The organism is Candidatus Chloroploca sp. Khr17 (assembly GCF_004138165.1).
In the GTDB taxonomy this organism is placed as follows: domain Bacteria; phylum Chloroflexota; class Chloroflexia; order Chloroflexales; family Chloroflexaceae; genus Chloroploca.
In genome coordinates this window covers 1-1,185 of the sequence record NZ_RYFF01000155.1, presented here as the reverse complement: position 1 = coordinate 1,185, position 1,185 = coordinate 1, and the positions used below count along the sequence as shown (strand labels likewise).

Sequence of the window (1,185 nt, the reverse complement as noted above, 5' to 3'; positions counted from 1 at the left end):
GCTTGGCCTTGATGCCCGTTACAATGAGATGGTTCGTGAGCAAGCTGCGCAGTTGATCAATGCCCTTGGGGTTTGACGTGCTCCTGGCCGCAGTAGATCGAGCCTAGGCCAGGGCCGCGCCAGCGGCGTCATGTGCGCTCTCGCTGTGCTGCTTGCGCCAGTTGCCGACGGATCCGGCTCAAGGCTTCGGGGGTGATGCCGATAAACGATGCAATGTGATACAGCTTGATCTGGTCTTCCAGATCGGGATATTCGCGCTGGAATGCTAGATATCGCTCGGTGGCGCTATTGAGATGGACACCGAGCATGATCATAACCGAATTGGCGCTGAACAGATGTACCTCCAGCCAGAACGGATCATTGCGTGCGGCGAAACCCAGACTCGGCAGGAGTGACTCAGAGATGCCGAGACCGGAAAAAAAGGCGCTGACCAGCATCACGAACAGGAGCCAGTTCCAGATATAGTTGAATCGAGTTTGTCCCGGCTGGGATCGGAAGATTCCGCTCGTCACGGAAGCAATCCACTGCCAGTCGATGATGATATGCGCCAACACAAAGACGATCACGATCAGGCTGCCCCATTCGTGCAGGGGGATGCCGGTAGCCTGCGGCATGAGCGACCAGACCATCGCGACCAGCATGCTGCTGTCAACATAGAGCCGCAGCCGGGTGCGGTCGCGGTTTGGGCGGGTGTGGGGAGAGAGGCGCGTTGTTAGCATGTCTACCTACCTTTGTGCTGCAAGCTCTGTCTGCGGAACGTCGATCATGCGGTTGAGGAGTCGTACGGCTCGGGCGGGCATGAGCCGATTCAGCATGAACAGGAGGCCAGCCAGTTTGACCCGAATCTCCTCTGCTCCACTATTCAACCGACGCAGCGCAATCGCAGCCGCCTCGTCCGGTTGGATCGCATTTTTTGGGGCGTGGCCTGCTTGAAAGGGCGTATCGACGGCTGGGTAGGCAATTTCCACGACCCTGACACCCAGTTCGGCAAACTGGACGCGCATGCTGTGATCCGCTGCGGGTCACAGGCCGTGATGAACGGGTCTATGTGCCGTGGCTGCATCGGTAAGGGGTGACAATCGCTCGCTGTGGCAGTTTATGCAACACACATATCCCGTGCGCACCCGGTTATGCGCTGGCGAACGTACACGCTACGCCTACCCTTTGCGGTACAAGATCGGCTCG

2 protein-coding genes are annotated in these 1,185 nt (G+C 58.5%); both read right to left on the bottom strand.

The window, feature by feature from the left end; genetic code table 11:
• Nucleotides 1-128: 128 nt before the first annotated feature.
• Complete coding sequence (locus EKD05_RS25495) at nucleotides 129-719, bottom strand: DUF4405 domain-containing protein (RefSeq protein ID WP_129678456.1); 591 nt, start codon at nucleotides 717-719, stop codon at nucleotides 129-131.
• A 6-nt stretch (nucleotides 720-725) separates the two neighbouring features.
• The gene (locus EKD05_RS25490; protein ID WP_129678454.1) at nucleotides 726-1,004 is read right to left on the bottom strand and encodes a hypothetical protein; all 279 of its coding nucleotides are present in this window, start codon (nucleotides 1,002-1,004) and stop codon (nucleotides 726-728) included.
• Nucleotides 1,005-1,185: the final 181 nt, after the last annotated feature.

Coding starts and splice junctions, on each gene's coding strand:
- EKD05_RS25495 (WP_129678456.1), bottom strand. CDS start 719: ATGCTAACAACGCGCCTCTCTCCCCACACCCGCCCAAACCGCGACCGC.
- EKD05_RS25490 (WP_129678454.1), bottom strand. CDS start 1,004: ATGCGCGTCCAGTTTGCCGAACTGGGTGTCAGGGTCGTGGAAATTGCC.